This is a genomic window from Microbulbifer sp. SH-1 (assembly GCF_011326135.1).
Lineage (GTDB): Bacteria > Pseudomonadota > Gammaproteobacteria > Pseudomonadales > Cellvibrionaceae > Microbulbifer > Microbulbifer harenosus.
In genome coordinates this window covers 3,519,620-3,543,583 of record NZ_CP046948.1, presented here as the reverse complement: position 1 = coordinate 3,543,583, position 23,964 = coordinate 3,519,620, and the positions used below count along the sequence as shown (strand labels likewise).

23 protein-coding genes are annotated in these 23,964 nt (G+C 62.0%); 13 read left to right on the top strand and 10 right to left on the bottom strand.

The window, feature by feature from the left end; all coding sequences use genetic code 11:
* Positions 1 to 169 precede the first annotated feature (169 nt).
* The 5 genes from GNX18_RS14560 to hslV form a co-directional block, all read right to left on the bottom strand.
* Complete coding sequence (locus tag GNX18_RS14560; protein WP_166218970.1) at positions 170 to 1,825, bottom strand: hypothetical protein; 1,656 nt, start codon at positions 1,823 to 1,825, stop codon at positions 170 to 172.
* 110 nt (positions 1,826 to 1,935) lie between these two features.
* Positions 1,936 to 3,783 carry a PhoX family phosphatase gene (locus GNX18_RS14555; RefSeq protein WP_166218968.1) on the bottom strand — a complete coding sequence of 616 codons (1,848 nt, stop codon included), beginning with the start codon at positions 3,781 to 3,783 and terminating at the stop codon, positions 1,936 to 1,938.
* A gap of 156 nt (positions 3,784 to 3,939) precedes the next feature.
* On the bottom strand, positions 3,940 to 4,317 hold the full coding sequence (locus GNX18_RS14550) for a gamma-butyrobetaine hydroxylase-like domain-containing protein (RefSeq protein WP_166218966.1): 378 nt from the start codon (positions 4,315 to 4,317) through the stop codon (positions 3,940 to 3,942).
* Between the two features lie 107 nt (positions 4,318 to 4,424).
* Positions 4,425 to 5,738, bottom strand: coding sequence for an ATP-dependent protease ATPase subunit HslU (hslU, locus tag GNX18_RS14545; RefSeq protein ID WP_138234243.1), 1,314 nt, complete (start codon positions 5,736 to 5,738; stop codon positions 4,425 to 4,427).
* A gap of 261 nt (positions 5,739 to 5,999) precedes the next feature.
* Positions 6,000 to 6,539 (bottom strand): ATP-dependent protease subunit HslV, encoded by a 540-nt coding sequence (gene hslV / locus GNX18_RS14540; RefSeq protein ID WP_138234242.1) that lies wholly within the window; start codon positions 6,537 to 6,539, stop codon positions 6,000 to 6,002.
* Positions 6,540 to 6,656: 117 nt separating this feature from the next.
* Here hslV and GNX18_RS14535 point away from each other — a divergent pair, with 117 nt between their 5' ends.
* A complete protein-coding gene (locus GNX18_RS14535; protein WP_205827942.1) occupies positions 6,657 to 6,890 on the top strand; it encodes a DUF2798 domain-containing protein in 234 nt (77 codons plus the stop codon).
* Positions 6,891 to 6,900: 10 nt separating this feature from the next.
* Here GNX18_RS14535 and GNX18_RS14530 read toward each other — a convergent pair whose 3' ends face one another.
* The gene (locus GNX18_RS14530) at positions 6,901 to 7,467 is read right to left on the bottom strand and encodes an SPOR domain-containing protein (protein WP_138234241.1); all 567 of its coding nucleotides are present in this window, start codon (positions 7,465 to 7,467) and stop codon (positions 6,901 to 6,903) included.
* 79 nt (positions 7,468 to 7,546) lie between these two features.
* Entirely contained in the window at positions 7,547 to 9,751 is a 2,205-nt protein-coding gene (locus GNX18_RS14525) for a primosomal protein N' (protein ID WP_166218964.1), read from the bottom strand.
* A 246-nt stretch (positions 9,752 to 9,997) separates the two neighbouring features.
* Between GNX18_RS14525 and rpmE the strand changes: the two genes are divergently transcribed.
* From rpmE to rsd, 10 genes are all read left to right on the top strand, one after another.
* Positions 9,998 to 10,210, top strand: coding sequence for a 50S ribosomal protein L31 (gene rpmE / locus GNX18_RS14520; protein WP_105102475.1), 213 nt, complete (start codon positions 9,998 to 10,000; stop codon positions 10,208 to 10,210).
* 23 nt (positions 10,211 to 10,233) lie between these two features.
* On the top strand, positions 10,234 to 11,064 hold the full coding sequence (locus GNX18_RS14515) for a thermonuclease family protein (RefSeq protein WP_166218962.1): 831 nt from the start codon (positions 10,234 to 10,236) through the stop codon (positions 11,062 to 11,064).
* Positions 11,065 to 11,240: 176 nt separating this feature from the next.
* Positions 11,241 to 12,494, top strand: coding sequence for a malic enzyme-like NAD(P)-binding protein (locus GNX18_RS14510; RefSeq protein ID WP_138234238.1), 1,254 nt, complete (start codon positions 11,241 to 11,243; stop codon positions 12,492 to 12,494).
* 393 nt (positions 12,495 to 12,887) lie between these two features.
* The gene (locus tag GNX18_RS14505) at positions 12,888 to 13,361 is read left to right on the top strand and encodes a hypothetical protein (protein ID WP_166218960.1); all 474 of its coding nucleotides are present in this window, start codon (positions 12,888 to 12,890) and stop codon (positions 13,359 to 13,361) included.
* A 127-nt stretch (positions 13,362 to 13,488) separates the two neighbouring features.
* On the top strand, positions 13,489 to 15,078 hold the full coding sequence (gshA, locus tag GNX18_RS14500; protein ID WP_138234236.1) for a glutamate--cysteine ligase: 1,590 nt from the start codon (positions 13,489 to 13,491) through the stop codon (positions 15,076 to 15,078).
* A gap of 156 nt (positions 15,079 to 15,234) precedes the next feature.
* Positions 15,235 to 15,843, top strand: coding sequence for an ACP phosphodiesterase (locus GNX18_RS14495; RefSeq protein WP_166218958.1), 609 nt, complete (start codon positions 15,235 to 15,237; stop codon positions 15,841 to 15,843).
* Between the two features lie 5 nt (positions 15,844 to 15,848).
* The gene (locus GNX18_RS14490) at positions 15,849 to 16,340 is read left to right on the top strand and encodes a disulfide bond formation protein B (protein WP_138234234.1); all 492 of its coding nucleotides are present in this window, start codon (positions 15,849 to 15,851) and stop codon (positions 16,338 to 16,340) included.
* 6 nt (positions 16,341 to 16,346) lie between these two features.
* A complete protein-coding gene (locus GNX18_RS14485; protein WP_166218956.1) occupies positions 16,347 to 16,745 on the top strand; it encodes a CidA/LrgA family protein in 399 nt (132 codons plus the stop codon).
* The gene (locus GNX18_RS14480; RefSeq protein ID WP_240914020.1) at positions 16,738 to 17,490 is read left to right on the top strand and encodes an LrgB family protein; all 753 of its coding nucleotides are present in this window, start codon (positions 16,738 to 16,740) and stop codon (positions 17,488 to 17,490) included. Before GNX18_RS14485 ends, GNX18_RS14480 begins: the two co-directional genes overlap by 8 nt.
* Before the next feature lie 114 nt (positions 17,491 to 17,604).
* Positions 17,605 to 18,072: a sigma D regulator gene (gene rsd, locus GNX18_RS14475; protein ID WP_138234231.1), complete on the top strand. Its 468-nt coding sequence runs from the start codon at positions 17,605 to 17,607 to the stop codon at positions 18,070 to 18,072.
* A 77-nt stretch (positions 18,073 to 18,149) separates the two neighbouring features.
* On the opposite strand, the gene GNX18_RS14470 is transcribed toward rsd, so the two are convergent.
* Positions 18,150 to 18,950 (bottom strand): FKBP-type peptidyl-prolyl cis-trans isomerase, encoded by an 801-nt coding sequence (locus GNX18_RS14470; RefSeq protein WP_138234230.1) that lies wholly within the window; start codon positions 18,948 to 18,950, stop codon positions 18,150 to 18,152.
* Positions 18,951 to 19,417: 467 nt separating this feature from the next.
* Between GNX18_RS14470 and GNX18_RS14465 the strand changes: the two genes are divergently transcribed.
* Positions 19,418 to 20,404 (top strand): histidine kinase, encoded by a 987-nt coding sequence (locus GNX18_RS14465; protein WP_166218952.1) that lies wholly within the window; start codon positions 19,418 to 19,420, stop codon positions 20,402 to 20,404.
* Positions 20,405 to 20,423: 19 nt separating this feature from the next.
* Here the strand turns inward: GNX18_RS14465 and GNX18_RS14460 are convergent, their stop codons facing one another.
* Positions 20,424 to 20,990, bottom strand: a complete 567-nt coding sequence (locus GNX18_RS14460) for a TIGR02444 family protein (protein WP_240914019.1) — start codon at positions 20,988 to 20,990, stop codon at positions 20,424 to 20,426.
* A 67-nt stretch (positions 20,991 to 21,057) separates the two neighbouring features.
* On the opposite strand from GNX18_RS14460, the gene GNX18_RS14455 reads away from it, so the two are divergent.
* A complete protein-coding gene (locus tag GNX18_RS14455; protein ID WP_166218950.1) occupies positions 21,058 to 22,968 on the top strand; it encodes an ATP-binding cassette domain-containing protein in 1,911 nt (636 codons plus the stop codon).
* Between the two features lie 52 nt (positions 22,969 to 23,020).
* Here GNX18_RS14455 and GNX18_RS14450 read toward each other — a convergent pair whose 3' ends face one another.
* A complete protein-coding gene (locus tag GNX18_RS14450; RefSeq protein ID WP_166218948.1) occupies positions 23,021 to 23,848 on the bottom strand; it encodes an outer membrane beta-barrel protein in 828 nt (275 codons plus the stop codon).
* Between the last annotated feature and the right edge of the window lie 116 nt (positions 23,849 to 23,964).

The following is a 23,964-nucleotide window of genomic DNA, read 5'->3' as shown; positions in this document are numbered from 1 at the left end:
ACTGGGAGCATGTTACAGAATGGTGGCGAGTCCTTCGATAACTGAATTCCTCGTTGTGCGCGCCTTGTAGGAGCCTGCTTGCAGGGCCAACCTGAGCAGCGAGCAGTGCTCGCTATACGCTCAAGTTGGCCCTGCAAGCAGGCTCCTACAAGGTGCGAAACGAAGAATATCAGCGGTAGCTGAGAACCTGTTCCACTCCGGTTTCCTGACCCTCACTTACCTCTCTCAACAGATTTTCCCGCGGAGCCAGCACCGCGTCGCGGCCTTCGCGATAACTCTGCTCCTCGACGATTGCGCGGTAGGCCTTGTTCAGATCCAGCGCGCGGCGCGGGGAGGGCATGATCAGGGTATTGATGTCTGCGGCCAGGCGCTCAAGCATGGCGGTTTTCAGGCTGCCGTCGGCAGCGAAGAAGCGCGCGCGCACCTCCTCATTCGAGCGGTACTCGTCGGCGTTGCCCACCTGCTGCAGGTACACCGCGTACTCTCCGCGGCCGTCTTGCCGCCGCGGTTCCGGGATGCCGGCGAGCGGTTTCTGGGACCAGTGGTACCAGCCGCGCTGGAAGCTGTCGGCCGCATCCAGTTTGCGGGTCATGGCAAAACCGCCGTCGATATTCGCCCCGATAGCGCCGTGACAGCCGGCACAGGTGGCGAGTTCCTCGTACGACTGCGGGCGCAGATCGCCGTGGGCATCCTCGATAAAACCGCTGTAGCGCCAGCCGCGGCGGTTGCTGACGCCGCGCTCGATATCCCCCACCACCGGTTCAATGCGGTCGGGAAAATCGTGCGCCTCCTTGAGTTCATCGGCGGCGAGTTCGCGATGCTGGAAATAATTCACCCAGCGCACCTTGCGCGCATATCGCAGCTCTTTCATGCGCGCTGCCATATGCACCTGGCCATTGGTATCCACATCCAGGTAGCGCACGCTGTGCAGGAATTCGGTGCCCAGCGGGTAGGAACCGGCGGACAGCGGCGCCTCTCCTTTTTGCTGGGCAAGGCGAGCCGCGCCCACGTAGGACATGAAGCGCTGCTCCAGCGGTGCCCAGTCGTAGGCAACTTTTGTCGCCGTGGCGAGCTCGCCGTTCTTGTCGAGGTCCACCTTGAGAAGATTCTCGTCCACCGCTTCGATGGCCACATCCGCGCGCTTGATCAGCGCTTCGACCACAGCGAGATTTACCCGATACACGACACCGCTGTAATTACCATTTTCGTCGTTGCGATAGATGGCGGGCAGGCGGATCATCACATCGTCGGTGGAACCATTGGTGGGGAAAAAAGTACCGGGAAACGGGGTGTAGGCCAGGGCGCGCCAGCCGGTGTATTTGCCCTCGTCGTTGCGGTCGAAACCCTCGCGGTCGAAATTAAAACCCACATCCGGGATATAGCCGTCCCAGGTGCCGTTCTGGTTGCCATCCCAGTGGGCCGGCAGTTTTTGTGTAAGTGTCTGCGCGAGGGGAATGCGGCCGTCCGCTGCCCGGTAATTGTCCTCGCGCACATAGTCGAGAATGGTCTTGTCACTTACGGATGCCAGATAGTCACCGCGGTCCCTGAACAGATTGTGCCAGCGGTTTTCCCGCGCCGGTTCGGCGAAGTCGTACGCCAGTTGCAGATCCAGGTCGTTGGTAAAGTTCGGGGCCTGGCTGCTGGTGTGGCACACATAGCAGGGATTGCTGGCAGGCCCGCTGGTGTTTTCGGTTTTGGTGTAGCACTGGGGCGGTGTGACGGCGGCGGGGTTAGACAGGTAGAGGCGGCCGAGGTTATCCGTGTCAGCGGACAGGGCGTTGCCGCCCAGCAGAGCAGCGAAGATTGCCGGAAAAATGGTGTGCATGGAATTCACTCGACGTTTGCATGCCGTCATTCCCGCGCAGGCGGGAATCCAGTTGACTGGACCCCCGCCCGCGCGGGGGTGACGAGCGGAAAGTTTGCGGAGGTGTGCGATTACTCGGCCGTCACATCCATGGCCGGGAAGGGGCCGACGTATCCGGTGTAGGCGCGGTGTTCAAGCGAACCCGGGGCCAGCTTGTCGCCATCGGATTCACCGTAGGGGTGCTGGATCACGCTCATCAGATAGCCGAAGCCATTGATGTTCGGGTACCAGTAGGGCGAGGTGGTCTCGGAACCGTAGGGCGTGGTCTGGATGCGGGTGAGGCCGGCGGTGGAATCGGCGGCATCGACATCATTCAGGTTCAGCGACCAGATCACGTCGTTCTGGTGACCGGAGCCGGTGTCTTCGCCGATGATCAGCGTGTTGTAGCCGGTGATGAAGGTGACGTTGTCCGGGTTGGCGATGGCGTCCGCGTCGCATCTGTAGCTGGCGAAGGGGCTGTCTGCCGGGTATTCGGCAGGAATACCGCCAATCAGGCCGTACATGTTGCCCGCCACATAGTCTGAGCCGATATCGCTGTCCGCGGCCACGTCCAGCTGGTATACGGCGCCGCAGGCATTCGCTTCGGCGATCTGTACATGGCCGGCACCGTCGGTCATGCCTTTGCCCACTTCACTCATGGCCACATACAGTTTGCTGCCATCCGGGTCGAAGGTGACACCCTCTTCCTTGCGGAATTCGGTGGTAGCGCCCATCAGCGCCGCGTAGCGGCGGGTTTCCAGCCGCGAGGCGATTTTCTCCATGCCCGGCTTCAGGCTCAGGCACTCCTCGTTGCCGTTGGTGGCGGTTGCCACACAGCCTTCCGCATCCACGTCGAAGATATCGTTGAACGTGACCGCGGGCACACCTTCGCTGCCGTGCACCGCTGCGCTGATTTCATCGTTGCTGGCATGGCCCAGAGATACCCACTCCAGGTCGGCAGCGCCGAGACCTTCCGCGGAAGTCTGGTTCCACTTGGCCGCATAGACGGTGCCCGCGCTCAGATCGCCGGCGGTATCCGCGATAAACATGTACAGACCTACGTTGGTGCCGTCGTCGGTCATATACACGGTCTTGCTGTCGGGCATCACGTAGGACAGCTCGAACGCGAGGCGGCCCATGGCGTAGTGTTTGACGAGATCCGTGGTGGGTGCGGCGTCGCCCTCCGCGTTCACATTGATCTCGATATTCCAGCCGTAAAAGTAGGGGTTCCACTGGCTGTCGTCGGCGTAGTAATCCAGCATGCCCGCGGAGTAGCCGTCGGCTGCCGCTTCGACACCGGTGGGCAGGGTGCGCGCGTCCGGCTCGTATTCTTCGGACGCGAGGTGCGCGTTCCACGGAGTGACAGAGGCCGCGCAGTGCACCCAGCCACCATCCACCCCGGACTGGTCGACCTGCCACAGGTCTTTGGTGCTGAGCTCGCCGGTCTCCGGATTCTGGTCCAGCTCCATCAGGAACATGGCGCCGGGGCGGGTTTCCATCTGCGACACGGAGAACAGGCGGTCGCCGATCGGCAGCAGAGAGGTGTGCTCGTTGGCGTCGGTGATCTTGAGCAGGCCGTCTTCGTCGTACAGCGGCTGGCCGGCGGCATCCACCAGCTGGCCGAACACCACGGTGCTGTTGACCGAGTCTCCGGAGCGCAGCAGGGTGTGGAAGCCGATGTCGTATTCCTCACCGTTTACGGCGACTTTCGGCGACGCCAGGATCTGGCGTTTTTCCATATCGCTGGCCGGTGCGGCGACGCCGGTGAAGCTCAGGGTGCGCTCCGGTGTTTCACCGCCGCCATCGCCGGGACCCGGGTCCGGGGTGACCACCGGTGGGTCGTTGCGGTCGTTATCGTCGCTGCATGCGGGCAGCAGTGCAAACGCGGCAAGAATCACACCCAGCTTCAGCGCTAGCGGTGTTTTGTTAAATGGAATCATCGTTCAAGCCCCCAAGCTCAAAGTTATTTTGCGCAGGGATTTAAACGGCCGGAGGTGACAGCGAAGTGACAGGTGGACCCGCCTGTGTGACGGGTGGATGAAGATTTCGTGAATCGGGATTCGGGTCACAATCCACGGCGGTGAGAGATTTGCCGTTCAGCCGATGAATTTCACCGGGCTTTCATCCGGGTCGCGGCCCTTGCCTTCGCGCTGCAGGCGCTCGAGATAGGCCTGCCATTTTTCCGGCTGTGTCTCGCACAATTCGCGCAGATAGGCCCAGGTGTAGATGCCGCTGTCGTGGCCGTCGTCGAAAAAAATCTGCAGCGCATAGCGGCCGGCGGCGGCAACTCTGTCGATACCAACATGCATTTTTCCGCTGACCAAGGTGCCTTCACCGATACCGTGTCCACGCACCTCGGCGCTGGGGGAATAGACGCGGAGATATTCGGCCGGGAGTACAAACGCTCCGTCCGGATATTCAAGAATCAGTTTTTTATCGGCCTGGTCGAGGCGAATTTTTTTCGGCGGCTGCATGAAAAATTCCGGGGTGAGTGGCCTTGTAGGAGCCTGCCTTGCAGGCGAACGGTCCGGAGCTTCGAACGATTCGCCTGCAAGGCAGGCTCCTACAGGGTGAAGCGCGATCAGAGAATAAAGCGTGAGAGGTCTTCGTCTTTACTCAATTCACCCAGATGCTTGTCCACATAGGCCGCATCGATGGTCACGCTGGTATCGCCGTCACCGCCGGCGAAGGAAATTTCTTCCAGCAGTCGCTCCAGCACGGTATGCAGGCGGCGCGCGCCGATATTTTCGGTGGATTCGTTCACGTCGTACGCCACTTCCGCAATGCGGCGGATGCCGTCTTCGGTGAAACTCAGGTCGACACCCTCGGTGGCCAGCAGTGCTTTCTGTTGTTCGGTGAGCGAGGCACTCGGCTCGGTGAGGATGCGCTGGAAATCCTGGGAAGTGAGCGAGCTCAGTTCCACGCGAATCGGCAGGCGCCCTTGCAGTTCCGGAATCAGGTCGGACGGCTTGGCCAGGTGGAAGGCGCCGGAGGCGATGAAGAGGATGTGGTCGGTCTTCAACATGCCGTATTTGGTGGTGACGGTGCAGCCTTCGATCAGCGGCAGCAGGTCGCGCTGTACACCTTCGCGGGAGACGTCGGCTCCGCTGTTGCCCTGGCGTTTGGCGACCTTGTCGATCTCGTCGATAAACACGATGCCGTTCTGCTCGGCGGACTGGATGGCGCGGGTCTTGATCTCTTCGTCGTTGATCATTTTCGCGGCTTCGTCGTCGGTGAGCTGTTTGAGGGCTTTTTTGACGGTGAGCTTGCGCTTCTGGGTTTTGCCTTTGGACATATTGGAGAACATGCCCTGCAACTGGTTGGTCATTTCTTCCATGCCGGGGGGCGCCATGATTTCGACACCGACGGGAGCGGCGGAGACGTCGATTTCGATTTCCTTGTCGTTGAGTTCGCCTTCGCGCAGTTTTTTGCGGAACACCTGGCGGGTGCCGGAGTCTCTGTCACCGGGTTCGGTGTTGCGTGCGGGGGGCAGCAGGGCGTCGAGTACGCGCTCTTCGGCGGCGTCCATGGCACGCTGTTTGACGGATTCCATGGCGCGCTCGCGTTCGAGTTTCACGGCCATTTCGACGAGGTCGCGCACGATGGATTCGACATCGCGGCCGACGTAGCCGACTTCGGTGAATTTGGTGGCTTCGACTTTGATAAAGGGTGCGCCGGCGAGTTTGGCGAGGCGACGGGCGATTTCGGTTTTGCCGACGCCGGTGGGCCCGATCATGAGGATGTTTTTCGGGGTGATTTCCGCGCGCAGCTCTTCGTTGACCTGCATGCGGCGCCAGCGGTTTCTGAGCGCGATGGCGACGGCGCGCTTGGCGTCGTGCTGGCCGACGATGTGGCGGTCGAGTTCGTGGACGATTTCTCTGGGGGTCATGGACATAACAAAACTCGTATTTTCAAGCCCACACGGCTCACTCTGTAGGAGCCTGCCTGCAGGCGAACATTCGGTATTTTTTCTGGCACCGCTTGTTCTAAGCTGGCGCGGTGGCGGCCGGTCACCGGGGAACAGGTTTCAGGACCGCGGTGAATACATCCCTGTACGCTCTGTCGCAAACGTCCCTGTTTGCGACAGTCCTGAAACCTGTTCCCCGGCGCCCGCCCTTCGATTCGTGGCGGATTACTTCGTCAGCAATTTCAGTTGTCAGTAATTCAATTCTTCAATCGTGTGATTCTGGTTGGTGTAAACACAGATATCGCCGGCGATCTTCAAACCCTGCTCGACGATGCTGCGCGCATCCATATCAGTGTTGTCCAGCAGCGCGCGTGCGGCGGATTGCGCAAACGGCCCGCCGGAGCCGATGGCAATCAGATCGTCTTCCGGCTGGATCACATCACCGTTGCCGGTGACGATCAGGCTGGCGGTTTCGTCGGCGACGGCGAGCAGAGCTTCCAGCCTCCGCAGGGCGCGGTCGGTTCGCCAGTCTTTGGCGAGTTCGACGGCGGCGCGGGTGAGCTGGCCGTTGTGGGCCTGGAGTTTGGCTTCGAAGCGCTCGAACAGGGTGAAGGCGTCGGCGGTGCCGCCGGCGAATCCGGCGATGACTTTGTCATTGTAGAGGCGGCGCACTTTGCGGGCGTTGCCTTTCATGATGGTGTTGCCCATGGAGACTTGGCCGTCACCGCCAATGACGACTTTGCCGTTCCGGCGCACGGAGAGAATGGTTGTGCCGCGATACTGTTCCACTGGTGCCTCTGTGTTTGCTGGGTCAGAAGCTCTAAATGTGGTCGAGGGGGGCGAATTTCAACTTTTGTGTGAGGCGCCTATAATCCGCCATCTTCTGAGGTACTGGGAGGTTCGCCTGTGGCCCGCTTGAAACGCCGTTACTACACCCTGGTTTTCGCGTTGTTCATGTCGCTGTTTATGTCGGCACTGATGTCCGGGGTGATTACGGTAATGAACACTGGGATTACCGAGGGCTTCCTGACCCGCTGGTTTCACGCTTGGCTGGTGGCGTGGGTAATTGCGTTTCCACTGATCTCCATTATTGCGCCGGTGGCGCATCGGATTACGCGCAGGTTGGTGGAGACGGACTAGCCCTTCGCGCTCACCCCTGTGCCGGGCGCTTCAGTACCAGTGGCATCAGCCGGTGCTCGGCGAGGATGCTGCGGGCCTTGGCGACTTTTGAGCGGTTGGTATAAGGGCCGACAAGGACCCGGTGCCAGGTGCCGCGGCTGTCGGTGGCGGATTCCACTTTGACGTCGAGGTTGGCGAGCATCAGTTGCGCACGCAGGCGCTCGGCTTCTTCCTTGTCGCGGAAACTGGCGGCCTGGAGGATGTACACGAGATCCGGCTGCGCTTCTTCCTTTTCCGCTGGCTTGTTGCCGGCGCCATTGTCGGTCTCGCGCACGCGCACCTGCTGGTTTTTCGGCGGTGCGACCTTTACTTCGCTCTCTTCCAGCAGTTTGTAGAAATCGAACTTGGGCTTGGCCTCCGCGGGCGCCTGCGCCTGCGGCGCGGATTTGCCGGTGCCGGTCACCTTGGTCTTTTCGGTTTTGAGATCGCTCAGCAGGAAGATGAACACGGCAAAGCCGCCGACGAAGTTGCCGAGCACAAACCAGACCCAGGCGGGTTTGCCGGAGGATTGCGGGCGGCGGGTATTGCGGCGGGCCATGAATGCTCTCTCGATCTTTTTCGCGATTATTCTGCGGGCCGGGAATTGTAACCCCTGCGTTCAGGCATGTCCGCCGACCTCAAGATAATTCCTGGGCATCCATGTCTACCGCCCAACGCAGACGCCGGTTGCGATTCCCCTCCGCCCACTGACAGAAACGGGTGAGCAGCTGCTGCAGCAGGCCGCGCCGGTCGGCGGTGATCTGAATATAGAAGCGGTAGCGGCCGGACTTGCGCTCAAGCAGCGCAGGTACCGGCCCCAGGTACTGCAGCTCCGGCGAGCTCGGCGCCAGCGCTTCGAGATAATTGCGCGCATTGGCGAGAAATTCCTCCGCCCATCGCGGTTCCTCGCACTCGGCCCGCACCAATGCCATCGCGCGCATTGGCGGCAGCTGGGCGATCTTGCGCTCCTCCATCAGCTGGCGGGCGAAGGCACCGTAGCCTCGGTTCAGCAGCAGTTGCAGCAGCGGGTGTTCGGGGTAGCGGCTCTGCACTAGCACATGCCCCGGCAGGTCGCCGCGACCGGCGCGCCCCGCCACCTGTTCCAGCAGCTGCCCCATGCGCTCGGGGGCGCGGAAATCCGCGCTGAACAGACCGCCGTCGGCGTCCTGGATCACCACCAGGGTGACTTTCGGCAGGTGGTGGCCCTTAGCCAGCATCTGGGTACCCAACAGCAGGCAGGGCTCGCCGTTGCGCGCGGGTTCCAGCAGCTTGTCCAGCGCCTGCTTGGTGGCGGTGGTGTCGCGGTCGACGCGAATCACCGGGAAATTTCGGAAGCTGTGGGTAAGGAAGTCCTCACTGCGCTCGGTGCCCGCACCCAGGGCGTTGAGATTGCGGCTGTGGCACTGGGGGCAGCTCGTCACCTCGCGCATGCGGTAGTCGCAGTGGTGGCAGCGCAGGTGGCGGCTCCGCCGGTGTAGGGTGAGCTTGGCGGAGCAGTGCGGGCAGTCGGCGAGCCAACCGCAGTCGTCGCAGGTGAGCGCCGGGGCATAGCCGCGGCGGTTGATGAACACCAGCGCCTGTTCGCCGCGGTTCAGGGTGTCGCCGATATGCCGCAGCACCTGGGGGGCGAAGCCCTCCTGCAACGGTTGATGCAGGGTCGGCACCACACTGATCTGCGGGGGGCGCGCGTTGCCCGCGCGGTGGCGCAGGCGCAGGTGCTGGTAGCGGCCGGAGAGCGCATTGTGCAGGCTCTCCAGCGATGGCGTCGCCGAGCCCAGCAACACCGGCACATCGGCGTTTTTTGCCAGTACCACGGACAGATCGCGGGCGGAGTAGCGCACGCCGTCCTGCTGTTTGAAGGAGCCGTCGTGCTCCTCGTCGATCAGGATCACGCCGAGGCGCGGCAGCGGGGTGAAGATCGCCGAACGGGTGCCGATGACGATATCCGCCACGCCGCTCGCCGCGGACAGCCAGGCGCGGGCGCGCTCGCCGTCGGCGAGGCCCGAGTGCAGCGCGGCGATGCGGAAATCCGGAAAACGCGCGGCGATGCGACGCAGGGTCTGAGGGGTAAGGCCGATCTCCGGCACCAGCAACAGGGCCTGATTGCCCTGGTTGAGCGCGCGCTCCATCAGACGCAGGTAGACCTCGGTCTTGCCGCTACCGGTGGTGCCTTCCAGCAGCGAAGCGCTGAAACCGCTGGCGGGGACCGCGTCGATCACCTGGCGCTGCTCATCATTTAGTTGCGGCACCGGCTGCGGCTCAACCGATTCCAGCGGTGGCGGCGCGGTAGGACCGCTGACCCAGCGCGCCAGCTTGCGCTCGATCAACGCCTTGCACACCGGGGCGTTGAGGCCGCGGGCGTTCAACGCCGTGCGGCTCTGGCGGTTGGTTTTCAGCAGCAGCTGTAGCAACTCCTGCTGCTTTTTGGCCCGTGCCAGTGCGGTCTCCGGCAGACCCTTGCCTTCCGTGGTGAGCTCCAGCCACTGTTCCGCCCAGTGATCCGCCGGTTTGCCCTTGCGCAGCGCGACGGGAAGGGCGGCGGCGTAAAGTTCGCCCACCGGAGCCTGGTAGTAGTCTGCCGCCCACTGCAGAAACTGGCGGCTGCGTGTATCAAAGATGGGCTGACGGTCGATGCGCTCGCCGGCGGGCTTCAGCTCGGCAAGCGGCGACTCCGCCACCACCTCCACCAGCACCGCCACCAGATCGCGGCTGCCGAAGGGCACCAGATAGCGCTGCCCCGGGCGCAGGTCATCGGCACCGAGTCCCTGGGGTGGCAGGTAGTCGAACAGGCGGCGCAGGGGTACCGGCACCGCGAGGCGCAAGATCGCCGCTGTACCTTGCAATGAACCTGACTCATCCGCCACAAACCCCAAAGCGCCCCCCTTGGTATCCTCACAAAACGCGCATGATACCCCAGTGGCGCCGCGATCCGCGCGGTGGCACGCGAGCAGGACAGGTTCCGCTTGAATAGGCGAGCTAATCTGGTAGTATGCGCCGACTTTTTAAACAGCCCGGGGAGTCATCCCCTGCACCAATGACGATCCCGTGCCCGGCAGATGACCAGGTGGCGGTGTCGAAAAGAGGCCATCATGAAGACCGATATCCACCCGAATTACGTTCAAATCACGGCTACCTGCTCCTGCGGCAACGAGTTCAAAATGGGCTCCACCCTGGGCAAGGACATCCAGCTCGACGTCTGCTCCAACTGCCACCCGTTCTACACCGGCAAGCAGAAGCAGGCGAGCACCGGTGGCCGTGTGGACCGCTTCAAGAAGCGTTTCGGCAGCCGCATTTCCAAGTAAGCGTCGGCGCACCGCGCACCGGAATGATCCATTTGTTCCCGGTGACCAAAAAGGCATTCAGGGCCCCCCTGAGTGCCTTTTTTTATGCCTGTTTTTTGCTGCTGGCGACATTGCTCCCGGCCCAGAGCCACAGCGACTGTGTTCTGGGCGAGGCGGACGAGATCGTGGCGCTGAAGAAGGTGGTGGACGGCGACACCCTGCGCCTGAAAGACGGGCGCCGCGTGCGCCTTATCGGCGTCAACACCCCGGAGCTGGCTCACGGCGGGCGGCGCGCGCAACCGCTGGCGCGCGAGGCGAAGGAGTTCACCGAGCGCTTTCTTTCCGGCGGTGACCTGGAGCTGGTGTACGACCGCGACCGCCGCGACAATCACGGCCGGGTGCTGGCGCACGTCTACAACCACCGCGGCGACAGCCTGGAGTCGGCACTGCTGTCCGCCGGGCTCGCCTTTCATATCGCCGTTGCTCCCAATCTGTCGCTGGCCGAGTGCCTTTCCAGTCGCGAACAGGAGGCGCAGGATGCCCACCGCGGCGTCTGGTCTCCCGGAGTGTGGCCGGTGCTTCAAGCGGCGGACATCCGGCCTGGCGACGGCGGTTTTGTCCTGCTCACCGGCACCGTGAAAGAGGTGGAGAAAAACCAGTTTGTGTGGCTTGAACTGGATGGCCCGGTGGCAGTGCGCCTGCAACCCGAACGGGATTATGGCCACGTGAGCGGGCGCAATTGGCAAGGGCGAAAAATAGAAGTGAAAGGCTGGCTAGTGGACCGCGGAGCAAAATATTCATCCCAAAACAAGAACCACAAAAGATGGTTTGTTGCATCGGACTCCGAATTTACTATCGAAATTAGTAGGAAATGACTGGCAAGCTCAGTTTTTGAGCTTGTGGACTTCCGGTCGTCTCGGCTATTCTTCGCGCCTCGGATAGGGGAACGAGCACACCGCCCACCCCACAATAAAATCAATACATCCGCTGTAAACCGCGCCCGGCTGCAGTACGCCGGTCGCGCATTCCAGACCAAAGAGACGACATCCCCATGACCTACTCCCTGCGCCAGGCAGCGCTGGACTACCACGCCCTGCCAACACCGGGCAAACTCTCGGTGGAGTTGACGACCCCCGCCCAGACCCAGGAAGACCTGTCCCTCGCGTACAGCCCCGGCGTCGCCGAGCCGGTGCGCGAGATCGCCAAAGACCCGGAGGCCGCGTACCTGTATACCGGCAAGGGCAACCTGGTGGCGGTCATTTCCAACGGCACGGCCATTCTCGGCCTCGGCAACCTGGGCCCCCTGGCCTCCAAGCCGGTGATGGAAGGCAAGTCCCTGCTGTTCAAGCGCTTTGCCGGTATCAACTCGGTGGATATCGAGGTGGACACCACCAGTCCCGAGCGCTTTATCGAGACCGTCGCCGCCATCGCCAATACCTTTGGCGGCATCAATCTCGAGGACATCAAAGCGCCGGAGTGTTTCCATATTGAAGAGGCACTGATCGAGCGCTGCTCGGTACCGGTGTTCCACGACGACCAGCACGGCACTGCCATTGTCACCGTGGCGGGAATGCTGAATGCGCTGGAGATCCAGGGCAAAAACATCGGCGACGTGCGCATCGTGTGCCTCGGCGCCGGCGCCGCCGCCACGGCCTGCTGCAAACTGCTGCTGGCCGCCGGGGCGAAAAAGCACAACATCACCATGCTCGACAGCCGCGGCGTGATCCACTCCGGGCGCACAGACATCAATGCCTACAAGGGCGAGTGGGCGCGGGATACCGAGATGCGCACCCTGGACGACGCTATCGAGGGCGCCGATGTGTTCCTCGGCGTGTCCGGCCCGGACTTGTTGACCGCGGAGCAGCTGGCGCATATGGCGGACAAGCCCGTGGTATTCGCCTGCTCGAATCCGAATCCGGAAATTTCCCCGGAGCTGGCCCACGCCACCCGCGATGACCTCATCATGGCCACCGGCCGTTCGGACTACCCGAACCAGGTGAACAATGTGTTGTGCTTCCCGTTCATTTTCCGCGGTGCGCTGGATGTGCGCGCGACGCGCATCAATGAAGACATGAAGCTCGCGGCCGTCGAGGCGCTGCGCAGACTGGCCCGTGAGCCGGTGCCGGACGAGGTGCGCGCGGGCTACGGCGGCGTGGAACTGAGCTTTGGCCCGGATTACATCCTGCCGAAGCCCATCGACCCGCGCCTGCTGCCGGAAGTGGCGGCGGCGGTGGCGAAGGCGGCGGTGGACAGTGGTGCGGCGCGGCTGCCATATCCGGTTCATTACCCGCTGAAGGCGCTGTAAGGTTTTGGTTTAAGCTCTGCGCTTGCTGCGAAGGTGGCGATAGCGGGTGCAGCCTTGTGAGACGTTGATTCGGGCCAAGGCCCTCACCCTTCGGGCGCCTGCGGCGTCCAAAGCCTACGCTTTGTCCGCGAGAGGGGCCGAAGGCGCCGCGAATACTTGGAGCGGCCGGGCCACCTCGCGGAAGAGCCCCCAGGGATGGGTTCACGGCGTGTCTCACAAGGCTGTACCCGCTAGCGGCACCGCCACCGGGGCCACATCGGAGCACGATTCGCCTGCAAGCAGGCTCCTACAGTCAGAAACGTTCACTTCCCGCCCAATCCCGACACAATTCTTGAGCCCCACCCCCACCGCCGCTAAACTCCCCCTCATGTTTGAACAGAGTTCCCTCCCCGCATGAGTCATGTTTACGTGCTGACCAATCAGCACCAGCAGTTTTTGAGCAAAAGCAACGAATGGATCGACGGCCGCGATAGCGCCCGGCTGTTCCGTACCGAATACAAGGACGTCGCCATCAACCAGATGTTCGAGGCCAATACCCGCGACGTCACCCTGCGCATCGAACTGCTCGAATGCGGACTCGACACCAAGAAAAACCCCCAGATCCCCGCCGACGCCCTGAGCGACGAGCCGCTGTATGTGGTGGACGAACAGGAGGAACCGGTAGCGGAAGAGGGTGGCGATCCGGAAGAGCTGCCACAGCCGGACCCCACTGAAGTCCCGCCGGAGCACAATCCGGAAGTAGACCCGCAGCCGGTACCGGAAGTGGAACCGGACCCTCAGCCGGAGATCGACCCGGACCAGTACCCGGGCGACACACCGGAGATCGAGCCAGAGCAGCCCCCGGAATCCGTCGTCAGCCAGATCTGATGCTCTTCTTTTGAAACACGCGCCCTTGAGTTGTGACTCTGTGCCCCCACTTAGGCGGAATAAGCAGACACCCCCGATCGCGGCATATCCGGCGAAATAACCGACCGGCTGCGCACAGGAGATCCCAGTGCCCACATTCAACCTGGCCGAACTGGCCCAGCCGGAAGCCCTGTCCCTGCTAAAGGGCATTCGCCGCGGCATCGAAAAAGAGAGCCTGCGGGTGACCCCCGAGGGCGAGCTGGCGCAGACCGACCACCCCCTGGGCCTCGGCTCCGCACTCACCCACGACTGCATCACCACCGATTTCGCCGAAGCGCTGCTGGAGTTCATCACCCCGCCGGTGGCGACACCGGAGCAGGCGCTGGAGAAGCTCGACCAGATCCACCGCTTCACCTACAGCCAGATGGGCGAAGAGCGCTTGTGGGTGAACAGCATGCCCGGGCGCATCGGCCGCGACGCGGACATTCCCGTGGCCCGCTACGGCAGCTCCCACAGCGGCACCATGAAGACGATCTACCGGCTGGGTCTCGGCCTGCGCTACGGGCGCGCCATGCAGACTATTGCCGGGATTCACTACAACTTCTCACTGCCGGACAACTTCTGGCAGTGGCTGCGGGACAAAGAAGGCAGTGACGAATCGTTGCAGGATTTCAAAACCCGCCGCTACTTCGACCTGATCCGCAACTTCCGCCGCCACTACTGGCTGCTGATCTATCTGTTCGGCGCCGCGCCGGCGGTGTGCGGCACTTTTGTGCAGAACCGCCAGCACAGCCTGCAGCCCTTCGACGGCGACGGCCGCAGCCTCTACGCCCCTCAGGCCACCTCCCTGCGCATGGGCGACCTCGGCTACACCAGCGACGCGCAGAAATCCCTCATCGTCTGCTACAACGATCTGCAGAGCTATCTCGTCACCCTGTGCACCGCCATCAGCCTACCGTATCCGCCCTATCTCGAATTGGGTGTGAAGGATGCCAGCGGCGAATATCAGCAGCTGTCTCCCGGACTGCTGCAGATCGAAAACGAGTTCTACTCCGCGATCCGCCCGAAAAATCCCGCCGGTATGGGTGAGACCGCGTTGTCTGCCCTCGACGCCCGCGGTGTCGAGTACATCGAAGTGCGCTGCCTCGACCTCAATCCCTTTGTGCCGCTTGGCATTGAAGCGCCGCAGATGCGCTTCCTCGACGCCTTCCTGCTGCACTGCCTGCTCACCGACAGCCCGCAGACCGACAGCGCCGACTACCGCGCGGTACAGGAAAACCAGGCGCGCATCGTTTACCGCGGCCGCGACCCGGAACTGCAGCTGATCCACAATGGCGGCGAGCGCAAACTCACCGACTGGGCGGACGAACTTCTCGACCAGATCAGCCCCATGGCCGACCTGCTGGATCAGGCCTGGGCCAGCCACGACTACCAGCGCGCGGTCAGCGCCCAGCGCGACAAGATCGCAGGAATTACCCCGACCCCCGCCGCGCAGATGCTCGCGGAAATGCACGAGCACGGGCAGACCTTCTTCCAGTGGGCCAAAGCCAAGGCCGAACAGCACCGCCAGTACTTCCTCGAGCGCCCGCTGGACGCGGCAGAACAGGCGAAGTTCGAGCGGCTTGCCGAAGAGTCACTGGAAAAACAGAAAGCCATAGAAGATGCCGACAAGGGCAGCTTTGAGGATTATCTCGGCAGCTATTATGCGCAGTACGTGTTCTGCCAACGAGACCTTTGAACCTCGACGCGAAGGCGCCGATACCGGGAGTTGGTGTGTGAGACCTTCAAAAACAGGATGTTTTTGCAGAGCCCCCATGGATGGGTTCACGGCGCGTCTCACACACCAACTCCCGGTAGCGGTGCCGCCACAGAATCCGTTCGAAGTACTCCCCCAATGAACTACCTCGCCCACTTGCTTCTATCCGGCCCCGATCCGGACTGGCAGCTGGGCGGACTGCTCGGCGATTTCGTCAAAGGTCCCCTCAAAGGTGAGCGCCCGCAGGCCATCGAAGACGGTATCCGCCTGCACCGGCGCATCGACCTGCTGAGTGACCAACATTCCGCCTACCTCTCCGCACTCGCCCGCCTCGGCCCCCGGTGGCGCCGCCTCGGCGGCATCGCCCTTGATATCTGGTTCGACCACCTGCTCGCCGACAGCTGGCAGCAATGGACTCCGGTACCGCTGGAAACCTTCGTCGACACCTGCTGGTCCAACTTTCGCCAGCGCCAGCAGTGGATCCCGGAGAACGCTCGGGCATTTATTCAGCGCGCCGAGCAATTTACACTGCTGCCCGGCTATCGCGACGTCGGCGTCATCCAGCGCACCCTGGAGCGCGTCGGCCAAAGATTGCGGCGACCCCAGCCTTTGGTAGATATGCTGCCGTTGCTGCAGGCAGATCGTGTATTGCTGGAGCGCGAATTTCACACGCTGTATACGGATCTGACGCGACAGGCCGCGCTGTTCCGGCAACAGCACCAGAACCAGAATTACCCCGGAAAATAATTGCCATGACCCTGCCAAGCCCCCGCACCACCTTCCTGCTGATGTTCCTCGCGGTCATCTTCGTACTCGCTGCGGCGTTCTATATGGAATACGCCATGGGGCTCGAACCCTGCCCGCTGTGTATCACCCAGCGCGTCATGTTCCTCGGTGTGGGCCTGGTCTCCCTGATCGCCTTCCTGCACAACCCCAAGGTCATCGGCCGCCGTATCTACGGCTTGCTGGTCTCCCTGTGGGCACTGGGCGGCCTGTACTTCTCCGGCCGCCAGCTGTGGCTGCAGAGCCTGCCGGAAGACCAGGTGCCGGCCTGCGGCCCCGGCATCACTTATATGGTGGAAATGTTCCCCATGTCGGAAGTCCTCAAGACCCTGCTTACCGGCGACGGCAACTGCGCCGAGGTGAAGTGGACCCTGCTCGGCCTCTCCATCCCCGGCTGGGCGGCGGTAGGGTTTGTCGGACTGATCCTGTTCGGCCTGTGGCAGGCGTTCCGCAAGCGCTGAATATCCATGGCGCGGCTCAGGAAATTTCTGCACTGGCTGCTCGGCGCCGCGCTGCTGCTGGTCTTTGACCTGGCGGGGCGCAGTCTCGGTGCTGCGTTATCGCTGCCGGTGCCGGGCCCCGTGCTCGGCATGCTCCTGTTGATGCTGGCACTAATGCTGTACGGACGAGTGCCAGCAGGGCTCGCGACCGTCAGCGAACAGATACTGCGCCTGCTGGTGTTAATTTTTCTTCCCGCCGCGGTGGGTGTGTACTTTGTGCGCGACCTGTCCGGCGGTGACTGGTTCGCCCTTGTTGCCGCCATGACGCTCGGCACCCTGGTCAGCTTCGCGCTCACCGCGGCACTGCTGAATCGGTTGATCGCGCACCGCACAGCGCGCGGCGCGGGAGATGGGCGGCATGACTGACGCCGCAGGCGCGTGGTCGCGCTGGCTGTCGCAACTGCAACAGGTGGCCGGCGCATTTGCCGATCCGCTTTCGGCAACTCACCCACTGGTAATACTGCCGCTCAATATTGCCGCCTTCTGGCTCGGACTCAGGTTTTACCGTCGCGTCGGTACTCCGCTGCTGCACCCGGTGGTGGGGGGCAGCCTGCTGGTGTTTGCGGGCTTGTGGCTGATGGATGTCGACTTTCCCGGTTACCAGCGGGGCAGCGGCCTGCTTTACCTGTTGCTGGGCCCATCAGTGGTCGCGCTGGCGATTCCCCTGAAGCAGAACCTGGCGATGGTGCGCCGTGCAGGATGGCCCATGATGCTCGGGCTGTTGGTCGGCGCCATTGCAGCCCCTCTGGTCGCGGTGGTCATTGCCGCACTGCTCGGCGGCAGTCGCACGGTCATCATTGCACTCACCACCAAGTCCGTAACCACGCCAGTGGCGCTGGCGCTTGCGCAGGAGCTGCACGGCATCCAGAGCCTGGCCGCCGGCGTGGTGGCGTTTACCGGTATTGTGGGCGCGGTGTTTGGCCCAGGCCTGCTGCGACTATTGGGTATCGCAGACGAACGTGTGATGGGACTGAGCCTCGGGATCAACGCCCACGCCATCGGCACCGTGCGCGCACTGGAGATCAGCGCCCTCTGCGCCGCGTTTTCCGCCCTGGCCATGGGCTTGTGCGGAGCATTGACCGCGCTGCTGCTACCGCTGTTTGTCGGCTGAGGGACCCGACGTTTTTTCATTGTGACGTTTTTCCCCGCGTTCTCCTTGCCGCCGGCGGCATAAGCTTCTACATTCCAGTAAGTGGTTGTAGAAGTCACAAAAGGAAACTTGGAGATGTTGGAAAACTGTAAAAACGCGCAGGAGCGCTGGGGCGGTGTCAGCCAGATTATTGACCGCTGGCTACACTCCCGGCAGGCACTGCTGGTGAGCTTTTGCCATCTGTCGGAGAAAAAGGAAATCGCCGATGGCAACCGGGAAGCGGAAGCCGGTGTGCGCACCCTGTGCCAGCAGCTGGTGGACTACGTATCCGCCGGCCACTTCGAAGTGTACGACCAGCTGATCCAGGAAGGTCAGGCATTCGGCGACAGCGAGGGCCTGCAGCAGGCGAAAGCGCTGTACCGGGAAATCGACGCCACCACCGACGTGGCCGTGGACTTCAACGACAAGTATCAGGAGACCGACGATCTCGGGTCCCTCGCGCAGGATCTCTCAGAGCTGGGCGTTGCTCTGGAAACCCGCTTCGCGGCGGAAGATCGCATGATCGACACACTGCACACCGCACACAAAAATCAACTGGCCTGAGTGATTTCTCTGGCACATAAAAAAGGGGCCGCAGCCCCTTTTTTATTGCTTGCGCATAACGCTTCGCGGCACTGACCTTAGTGGTTGTGGCCGTCGTCTGCCTTGCCTTCTTCCGGCGCGTTCTGCTCCGCGGCACCTTCATCATTGCTGACGTCCGCTTTGTGCAGCTCCACTTCAAAAATCAGGGTGGAGTTGGGGCCAATCAGGCCGCCCGCACCGCCCGGGCCGTAGGCCAGGTCAGAGGGGATGTAGAGTTCCCACTTGGCGCCTTCCTTCATCAGCTGCAGCGCTTCGGTCCAGCCCTTGATCACACCGTTTACCGGGAACTGCACCGGTTTGCCGTTTTTGTGGGAGCTGTCGAACTCGGTGCCGTCGATCAGGGTGCCTCTATAGTCGACTTCCACCACGCTGGTTTCGCTGGGGCTCGGGCCACTACCCTCGGTGATCACCTTGTACTGAAGGCCGGAGTCGGTAGTTTTTACGCCTTCTTTCTTGGCGTTTTCTTCCAGGAATTTCTTGCCGTCTTCCAGGTTCTTGTCAGCGGCGGCCTTGAATTCAGCCTCCTGCTTAGCCATCAGCTCTTTCTGCTTGGCCTGCATGTTTTCCTGGAATACCTGGATCACCTGCTGCTTGTCTTCTTCGCTCAGGCGGGACTCGCGGCCGCTGGCCACATCTTCCAGCGCCATGGCGACAATTTTCGGGTCCAGCGCGACATCCTGGGATTTCAGGCGGTTGGCCATATCTTCGGCGATGATATAGCTGACCTTCTGCTCCTGGGATTCGAGCTTGATATCCGCGCTGCTCGCGGATTCCTGTTTGTTACAGCCGACAAGTGCAATACCCAGCGCAACCGCAGCAGCCAAAGAAGTTTTATTCATGAGAAAGTTCTCTTTATTTCCGTGAAGCAAATTTTATATCGAGCAGGGCTACAGATCCGTCCACCCTTCTCTGCTGTTGTACACCCAGACCACTGTGCGCATTGTGCGGCAGGTCACAGTTACGTCGAGTCCGGCCAGCGACAGGCAAGTCTACCCCATGCAGGTTGAGGCTGCACACTGCCGGGTAAGACGCCAATTCGCGCCGGATGTTTCATTTCCGCGTAATTTATTTTGCACCGCGCGCAAGCACGCCGGAGCGCACACGCAGCAGAAGGGTGCGGGTCGGTAAAAAGTGCGCAAAATCGGCAGGGTATCAGGGATGCACTTCCCAAATAACAGCGCTATTATCAGCGTTCAACCCTGATTTTTTCCTCCGGAAGATAGGCGGTGCTGCGCTGCCGGAAGTGAGCCCAGGGTTCCGACCAAACAGATTCCGACAACCCGATTCAACCGCAGGATTTCGACTCATGGCCGCCAAACGCAAAGCCGCTGTATCCATTGCCGATCTGGAAAAACAGATTGCCTCGATCATCACCCAACTCGACAAGGCGCGGACCAAGGAAGCGGCCGATGCCGAGAAGGCTCTGAAAAAAGCCACCAAGGATGCCGCCAGTGCGCAAGCGCAGGTGAAGAAAGCCAAGGATAAACTGGCTGCCACCCGCGCCGCCGCCAGCAAGGCCAAAACCGCCGCGGCAAAGGCCTCCGCAAAGAAAAAAGTCGATACCGCCAAGGCCAACCTCGCCAAACTGGATAAGTCCGCCAAGGACGCAGCCAAGCTGGCATCTGACGCCGCTGCCGCAGCGTCCGCCGCCAAACTGGCGGTGAAAACCGCCGAAACCATTCGCAAGGCGGGTGAAGCCGCGGGTAAAAAAGCCATGGGCGCTAACAAGCCCAAGAAGAAAGCGGCCGGCAAAAAAGCCTCTGCCAAGAAGGCGGCGGTAACGAAAACCGCTACTGCCAAGAAAGCCGGCGCGGCAAAAGCGAAAAAAGAGGCAACGCCAAAGAAAGCCGCTGCGAAAAAGACAGCTGCGAAGAAAGCGACTGCCAAGAAAGTCGCGGCAAAGAAAGCCCCCGCAGCGGAAGTAAAGTCGACGGCGAAAACCGCGGAAGACAAGCCGGCGAAAAAAACGAGCGCAAAGAAAACCGTGGCCAAACAGGCCACTCCGAAGAAGGCGGCCACCCCAAAGGCAACCGCCAAATCCGCAACGGACAAGCCCGCCAAAACCAATGGCAGCAAACCCGCGGTGAAAACTCAGGAATCAGCGCCGGCGATCAGCACCCCCGAGCCGGTTATGGGCAAGCCTTCAGATCCGAAGCCGCTGATGCCGGAATCCAGTGCCATCGCGATCAACCCGGTAACCCCGAGCATCACGCCCAGCACCCCGGCCAACAGCCTGTTTGCCACCGAGGAAAATCCGCACTACGGGCCGGAAGAACACAAACACAAGTATTGAGTTTGACCTCGAGGCCCACTCAACCGCTGTCGGCTGCACCGCCGGAACCGGTGATGGCATCCACAGAGGGGGCTTCGCCAGTCGCTCCGGCACCGCTTATCGCAGCGGTACTATAAGCATCGATCAGGCCCGCCCAGCGGGCCTGATCTTTTTGCAGCAGGCCGTATTGCTGTCCCGCCAGCTCCAGTGGTGAACGGGTTTCCGGCCAGGACTCGCGGTGCAGCTTCCACAGCGCGGCCAGTTGCCGCTGTTCCATGCGCAGTTCACAGCGCTTGCACCACTCGTACAACCCGCCCCCTTTGTTGACCCGCGCAAGCCAGCGGCGCAGATTGCGCACACTGTTGATCATGCGCCGGCGCGGCGCCAGACCGCGGTCCGCCACCCGCCAGCTCTCGTCGCTCAACTGCCGCCCGCAGGCGCTGGTGTAACTGGCCCACAGCAACAGGCACACGTCTGCGCCGCGCACGTCCTGGCATTCCAGCAGGAATTCGGCCACTTGCGGCTGGCGGTAGAACTCAAGGCTGAAATCCCACAACGGATTCTGCAGCGGGGAGAGCGGCGGAGATGGAGGTGCGGTTTCTGTCACGATAGAATTCCGGCGTTTTGTTTTCGGATAGCCTAGTCAAAATCCGACGAATTCAAAGAGGTTTCCATTGATCAATCTGCAAGGCGTATCGCTGCAGGTAGGCGGACGCGACCTGCTGCGCGATGCCAGCTGCCGCATTTTCCCCGGCCACAAGGTCGGCGTCATCGGCGCCAACGGCTGCGGCAAGTCCACCCTGTTCAAAATGCTGCTCAAGCAGCAGGAGAGTGACGCCGGCTCGGTAGAGGTGCCCTCCGGCTGGGAAGTGGCGCACATGGCTCAGGAAGTCTCCGCCAGTGAGCGCAGCGCCCTGGACTACGCCCTCGACGGCGACCACCGCCTGCGCCAACTGCAACAGGCGCTTGAAGCGGCGGAAGCCGACGGCAGCGATGGCCGGCTGATCGGCGAGCTGCACGAGCGCATGGCGGCCATCGATGGCTATTCTGGCCCGGCGCGCGCCGCGCAACTGCTGGACGGCCTCGGTTTTTCCCACGCGGACCAGCAGCGCCCGGTAAAAAGCTTTTCCGGTGGCTGGCGCATCCGCCTGAACCTGGCGCGCGCACTCATGTGCCCCGCGGACCTGCTGTTGCTGGACGAACCCACCAACCACCTGGATCTGGACGCAACCCTGTGGCTGGAGCAGTGGCTGCAACGCTTCCCTGGCACTCTGTTGATCATTTCCCACGACCGCGATTTTCTCGACGCGGTGGTGGACGGCATCGTCAGTTTCGAACAGCAGTCGTTGGTGCTCTACAGCGGCAACTACACCGCGTTTGAACGCACCCGCGCCGAGCGCCTCGCGCAGCAGCAGGTACAGTACGAGAAGCAACAGGCCGAACGCGCGCACATGGAAGACTTCGTGCGGCGCTTCCGCGCCAAGGCGTCCAAAGCTAAGCAGGCCCAGAGCCGCCTGAAGGCGTTGGACCGCATGGCGGAAATCGCCCCGGCCCACGTGGACTCGCCATTCCGTTTCCGCCTGCCGTGTTCGGACAAGGTGTCCAACCCGCTGGTGGATCTGCGCGAAGCGGCGATCGGCTACCCCGGCAAAACCATTTTGCCGCGGGTGGAGCTGGGCATTCAGCCCGGCCGCCGTATCGGGCTGCTGGGGCCAAATGGCGCCGGTAAATCGTCGCTGATCAAAACCATCGCCGGCGAGTTGCCGCTGCTCGGCGGTGAGCGCCAGTGCGGCGAGCACCTGAAGATCGGCTATTTCGCCCAGCACCAATTGGAGGCGCTGGATGCCAAAGCCTCGCCGCTGCTGCACGTACAGCGGCTTTCACCGGATGCCAGCGAGCAGCAGCTGCGGGATTTCCTCGGTGGCTACGGTTTTATCGGCGACCGCGTGTTCGAGCCGGTGGGCGGCTTCTCCGGTGGAGAAAAGGCGCGGGTGGCACTGGCGCTGCTGGCGTGGCAGAAACCCAACCTGCTGCTGTTGGACGAACCCACCAACCATTTGGACCTTGAGATGCGCCACGCGCTGACCATGGCGCTGGCGGAATTCCCCGGCGCCATGCTGCTGGTCTCCCACGATCGCCATCTGCTGGCCAACACCACCGACGAATTCATTCTGGTGGCGGAGGGCCGCGCCGAGCCCTACGACGGCGACCTCGACGATTACAAGCAGTGGCTGCTCAGTTTTAAGCGCGAGGAAAAACGCCAGGGCACCGAGATCCAAAGCGCAATGGACAACAAACCCGCGGAAGACAAAAAGGCCCAGCGCCGCGCTGCCGCCGCACTGCGGGAACAGCTGAAACCGCTCACCAACAAGATAAAGACCATTGAACAGAAAATGGCAAAGGCGGAAAAAGAGGTCCAGGACATCGAGCGGAAACTTGCCGATGAGAACCTCTACAGCGGCGGTCAGCAAGACGAAATCACGCGCCTGACCCAGGCCCAGGGGCAGGCGCGGGAGACGCTGGAAGCGCTGGAAATGGAGTGGCTGGAAATTTCTGAGCAGCTGGAGGCGGCGCGGGACGCGTAACCCAAGCTACCGCAAACCACTGTGAAGGGCGGCAATGCCGCCCGACACAAGTTTACTTGGAGAAGTCCCCGGGGGTGTAGGGCTCGCGCGGGCAGCCGTCTTCATTCACCGCCATCCCCATGGGGGTCGCCGGGCACTGATCCATATAGTCCGGGACACCGTCGCCGTCGCTGTCGAGGGGGCAGCCGCGGGCGTCCACGTCGATGCCGACAGGAGTTTGCGGACACTGGTCGATGTTGCTGTAGACACCATCGCCGTCCCAATCCCTCGGTGTCACTTCATCTGTCCACTGGTAGCCGATGGCGAGGCTCACGAAGCCATCCAGGCCGCCCTCTTCAACCCCCTGAAATCCACGCGCGTCGCCGCGCAGCTGCCAGCGTGGGCCGAGGCGGTATTTGATGCCGGCGCCAAAGTTGACCATGGTCTGGCGGGCGTGCCAGTTGTCCGGATAGCCGAAGGAATCTTCATTGATCCTGATTTCACCGGCACCTACCACCACATAGGGTTGCCAGTCGTAGTTGCCGCAGAATTGTCCGGCGAACTGGTACATCAGGTCGAGGTGGTAGTTCTGTACACTTACATCTTCGCGAGTGTCTTCCACATTGACGCTGAAATAGTCGTAAACCCCTTCCACGGCCCAGCGATCAGTGACGTTATAGCCGAAACCGAAACCGCCGCCGGCGCTGTCTTCCAGCTCGTAGCCGATATAGGGCGTCCCCGAGAGGCGGTCTTCATCGAACCAGTACTGGCCGCCATTGAGGTACAGGGTGAGTGTGCCCTCCTGATCCGCGGTGGCCACCTGGGCACCACCAACCAGCAAGGCCGCGGTCAGCGCCGCATATGTGGCAGCTGTATTACGATTACGGTCATTTTTATACATTGTGGTTCCAGGCTTCCCTTTCCTGTTTCCCGGCTCTATCCCTGAACAATGAAGATAGCAGAGGTTGTCTTATTTCCAGGATTGTCATCCAAATGAGGCGAGTGATTTCGCGCGAC